This window comes from Dethiosulfatibacter sp., from assembly GCF_983023055.1.
The window spans coordinates 1-4164 of sequence record NZ_CEZJXU010000219.1 but is presented as its reverse complement, the minus strand read 5'-3'; the positions used below and the strand labels follow the sequence as shown (position 1 = coordinate 4164).

Annotated in this window: 5 protein-coding genes; 1 reads left to right on the top strand and 4 read right to left on the bottom strand. The window is 37.1% G+C overall.

Annotated features, from left to right (window positions below; all coding sequences use genetic code 11):
* Positions 1-197 precede the first annotated feature (197 nt).
* Positions 198-386, top strand: coding sequence for a DUF1858 domain-containing protein (locus tag AC3AX0_RS08415; RefSeq protein WP_487549853.1), 189 nt, complete (start codon positions 198-200; stop codon positions 384-386).
* A 38-nt stretch (positions 387-424) separates the two neighbouring features.
* Here the strand turns inward: AC3AX0_RS08415 and mce are convergent, their stop codons facing one another.
* The 4 genes from mce to AC3AX0_RS08395 all read right to left on the bottom strand — a co-directional run bounded on the left by mce (position 425) and on the right by AC3AX0_RS08395 (position 4059).
* Complete coding sequence (gene mce / locus AC3AX0_RS08410; RefSeq protein ID WP_487549852.1) at positions 425-826, bottom strand: methylmalonyl-CoA epimerase; 402 nt, start codon at positions 824-826, stop codon at positions 425-427.
* 36 nt (positions 827-862) lie between these two features.
* Complete coding sequence (gene meaB / locus AC3AX0_RS08405; RefSeq protein WP_487549851.1) at positions 863-1795, bottom strand: methylmalonyl Co-A mutase-associated GTPase MeaB; 933 nt, start codon at positions 1793-1795, stop codon at positions 863-865.
* A gap of 90 nt (positions 1796-1885) precedes the next feature.
* Positions 1886-2278 carry a coenzyme B12-dependent isobutyryl CoA mutase small subunit gene (gene icmB / locus AC3AX0_RS08400; protein WP_487549850.1) on the bottom strand — a complete coding sequence of 131 codons (393 nt, stop codon included), beginning with the start codon at positions 2276-2278 and terminating at the stop codon, positions 1886-1888.
* 104 nt (positions 2279-2382) lie between these two features.
* Positions 2383-4059 (bottom strand): acyl-CoA mutase large subunit family protein, encoded by a 1677-nt coding sequence (locus AC3AX0_RS08395; RefSeq protein ID WP_487549849.1) that lies wholly within the window; start codon positions 4057-4059, stop codon positions 2383-2385.
* Positions 4060-4164: the final 105 nt, after the last annotated feature.

Below are 4164 nucleotides of genomic sequence, written 5' to 3'. Positions count from 1 at the left end.
TTAAACATTATACATAATATGAACTACCATGTCAATCAAGATAATTCATTTTTTTACATATTAATTTTTTTTAACTTTCTAAGGTAGTATGTCACAATGGTTATTGCCAATAATGAATATTTTTCGATATGTTTTTGTAATAATTATAATATCTTTTGACTTTATAACTTAAAATATATATAATTAAAGGTTTTGATATGGCTATTACAAAAGATATATTTATAGGACAATTACTCCAGGATAAACCTGAAGCTGCTGAAATCTTGTTCCAGTACGGAATGGGATGCATCGGATGCCCTTCATCTCAGATGGAGACACTAGAGCAGGCTGCTGCAGTTCATGGTATAGATTTGGAAGAACTATTAAAGAGTCTTAACAAAGGTTAAAAATTAAAGCTCCGGATTTCCGGAGCTTTTTTTATTTATTAATCTCTCTGACAAAGCTCTATTAAAACTCCGTTTGTGCTCTTTGGATGACAGAAAGCAATTTTAGCTCCGCCTGCTCCGTACCTTGGCTTCTCATCAATCATTCTAACGCCTTTAGCTTTCATTTCAGCTATGGCTACTTCGATATCTTCAACTTTATATGCTATGTGCTGTACGCCTTCACCCTTCTTGTCTATATATCGTGCTATAGGACCTTCAGGATCTGTTGACTCAAGAAGTTCAATCTCAGTATCTCCTATTGGAAGAAATGCAACCTTTACATGTTGTTCTTCAACAATCTCTGTACCAGCAAGATCCATTCCCATTACATCTTGATAAAACTTAAGTGATTCTTCAAGATTTTTTACTGCTACACCTATATGGTCTACTTTTTTTACCATTTTAGTTCTCCTTAGATTTTATAAATATTCAACCTGTTATATGATTTTCTTAAGAAGAAGATCCCTTTCCGTGAAAGGATCGGTCTCCTTGTTCAAAAGCTTATTTGATGCATTTTCTATTTCACCATTGTTATCGGATTCCCTGAGGACAACTTTTCTCAATTCTTCTTCAACAAGCTCTACAAGCTCTCTCTTCAAGTTGAGTTTTCTTCTCTCCTCCAAAATTCCTTCAACTTTCATATAGGAATACTGCTTTTCGATTTCATGGTACAGCTTGTCAATATTTTCATTCTTACTGGCTGTAACCATTACTACTGGAGGTCTTCTTCCCATATTCTGATCAAGGTCAAGCATCATGTTGATTTCAGTTGCAGTTCTTTGGGCTCCGAAAAGGTCGCTTTTGTTTACAGCAAAGATATCACCTATTTCCATGATTCCAGCCTTGATAGACTGTATATCATCTCCAAGTCCAGGCACCATAACCATTACCACAGTGTCGGCAGCCTTTACTATGTCAACTTCCGATTGGCCTACTCCTACAGTCTCAATAATAATATAGTCGCATCCAAATGCATCAAGTATTTTCATTGCATTCCTTGTAGCCTTTGCAAGTCCGCCAAGATATCCTCTTGTACCCATGCTTCTTATGAATACTCCCGGATCAAGGGCATGGTCATTCATACGGATTCTGTCCCCAAGAATGGCTCCACCTGTATAGGGACTTGTAGGATCAACTGCAATTATCCCTACTGTTTTGTCCTGCTTTCTTAAAAGCTTAACCAACTTATCCGTAAGGGTACTTTTGCCGGCTCCCGGAGGTCCGGTAATTCCTATTATATGTGCATTTCCAGTATGCTTGTATATTTTTCTGATTACTTCTTCCGATTCTTTAGCATTGTTTTCAACTATGGATATGAGGCGGGCACAGGCCCGCTTATCTCCATTTAGCATTTTTTCAATTAATTCCATTAAATATCATCGCCTTACTATTTAATTTATATCATAAATGATGTTAAACTACAAAAGAGAGTTTCTCAACTATATCTTTTGGCATTTAATCTATTTTACGTTTTCTTTTATGAATTTAACCGTGTCAGTAGTTGGTGTTCCAGGTGTGAATATTGCTGCAATTCCACCTTCCAAAAGTGCCGGTATATCGTCTTCTGGAATAACTCCTCCACCGATTACAAGGATATCTTCTGCATTTTGTTCCTTAAGAAGTTTTATAATCTTAGGGAAAAGGTGATTGTGCGCGCCTGAAAGGATACTCATTCCTATAACGTCAACATCTTCCTGGATAGCCGCTGCTACTATTTGTTCTGGTGTTTGTCTTAAACCTGTATATATAACTTCCATACCCGCATCTCTGAGAGCTCTTGCTATCATTTTCGCTCCCCTGTCATGTCCGTCAAGACCAGGTTTAGCTACTAATACTCTAATTGGTTTACTCATTGTTATTTCCTCCTAATACTCAATCTATGATATTAAATCATTACAATTGGTTGTTTTATGCGCAAAAGCAAGTTCAACTATATCCTTTTGACGCTTAAAACTGTTTAAAGCATTACGCTTTGCTCATATTCGCCAAATACTTCTCTCATAACTCCGCAAATTTCTCCAAGAGTTGCATATTCCTTAACTGCTTCTAGAATCAAAGGCATTACATTGTCAGTTCCCTCACAAGCTACCTTAAGCACTGCAAGCTTCTCTGCAACAGCTTCATTGTTTCTTCCCGCTTTAAGTTCAACAAGTTTCTTCTTCTGCATTTCACCAACTATAGGATCAACTTTAAGAAGTCCCTTAGGTGATTCCTCTTCAATCTTGAATTTATTCATCCCAACAACTATAATCTCTCCTGCTTCAACTTCCATTTGGTACTTGTAAGCAGCATCAGTTATTTCCATCTGAATGTATCCTGCATCTATGGCTCTTGGAGCACCACCAAGCTCATCAATCTTAGTGATGTATTCCATTGCTTTATCTTCGATTTCTTTTGTCTTTGCTTCGACGTAGTATGAACCAGCCAAAGGATCAACAGTGTTTGTAACTCCACTTTCGTGAGCAACAATCTGCTGAGTTCTAAGTGCAACTCTAACTGAATCTTCATTTGGAAGAGCAAGAGCCTCATCCTTTGAGTTAGTGTGTAATGATTGAGTACCACCTAGTACTGCTGCAAGTGTCTGAATTGCAACCCTTACTATATTGTTTTCAGGCTGTTGTGCAGTAAGTGTAGAACCACCAGTTTGAGTATGGAATTTAAGCATCATTGATTTAGGATTTTTTGCTCCAAATCTTTCCTTCATTATCTTAGCCCAAAGTCTTCTTGCAGCTCTATATTTGGAAACCTCTTCAAGAAGGTCATTGTGAGCATTGAAGAAGAATGAAAGTCTTGGCGCAAATGTATCAACATCAAGTCCTGCTTTTATTGCAGCTTCAACATATGCGATACCGTCAGCAATTGTGAATCCTACTTCCTGTGCTGCTGTAGAACCTGCTTCTCTTATATGGTATCCAGAAATACTGATTGTATTCCATTGTGGAACGTCTTGTGAACAGTACTCGAATATATTTGTTATAAGCCTCATAGATGGCTCAGTTGGGAAAATATAAGTTCCCCTTGCGATATATTCCTTAAGGATGTCGTTTTGTATTGTTCCTCTTAATTTATCAGCTGAAACACCTTGCTTTTCTGCAACTGCAATATACATTGCAAGAAGTACAGATGCTGGTGCATTGATTGTCATTGATGTACTAACTTTGTCAAGCTTGATGCCTTCAAAAAGTATTTCCATATCTGCAAGTGAATCTATTGCAACACCAACTTTTCCAACTTCACCTTCAGACAATTCATGGTCTGAATCGTATCCAATCTGTGTTGGAAGGTCGAATGCTACTGAAAGTCCAGTAGATCCTTGGTCAACTAGAAACTTGTATCTCTTGTTTGACTCTTCTGCAGTTGAAAATCCTGCATACATTCTCATTGTCCAAAGTCTTCCCCTGTACATTGTAGGCTGGTAGCCTCTTGTGTAAGGGTATTGTCCCGGATAGCCAATTTCTTCCATGAAGTTTCCTGTCATGTCTTCAGGTGTATAAAGCCTGTTTATGCTGTCTCCAGATCCAGTTTTGAATTCTTCTTTTCTTTCAGGTCCTCTCGCAAGAGATTTTCCCAAAGTTTTTTCTTCCCAGTTCTTTCTTTCTTCTGATAATTGTCCCAGTTTCTCATTATCAAACATTAAATTTACCTCCAAAGTACGTTTAATCATACTAAATATATAGTTAATATATAGTTATTTATTTAAAAATGCAAGTTTTATTGCAAAAATGATTTATTTTTTTTC

Coding starts and splice junctions, on each gene's coding strand:
- meaB (WP_487549851.1), bottom strand. CDS start 1,795: ATGGAATTAATTGAAAAAATGCTAAATGGAGATAAGCGGGCCTGTGCC.
- mce (WP_487549852.1), bottom strand. CDS start 826: ATGGTAAAAAAAGTAGACCATATAGGTGTAGCAGTAAAAAATCTTGAA.
- icmB (WP_487549850.1), bottom strand. CDS start 2,278: ATGAGTAAACCAATTAGAGTATTAGTAGCTAAACCTGGTCTTGACGGA.
- AC3AX0_RS08415 (WP_487549853.1), top strand. CDS start 198: ATGGCTATTACAAAAGATATATTTATAGGACAATTACTCCAGGATAAA.
- AC3AX0_RS08395 (WP_487549849.1), bottom strand. CDS start 4,059: ATGTTTGATAATGAGAAACTGGGACAATTATCAGAAGAAAGAAAGAAC.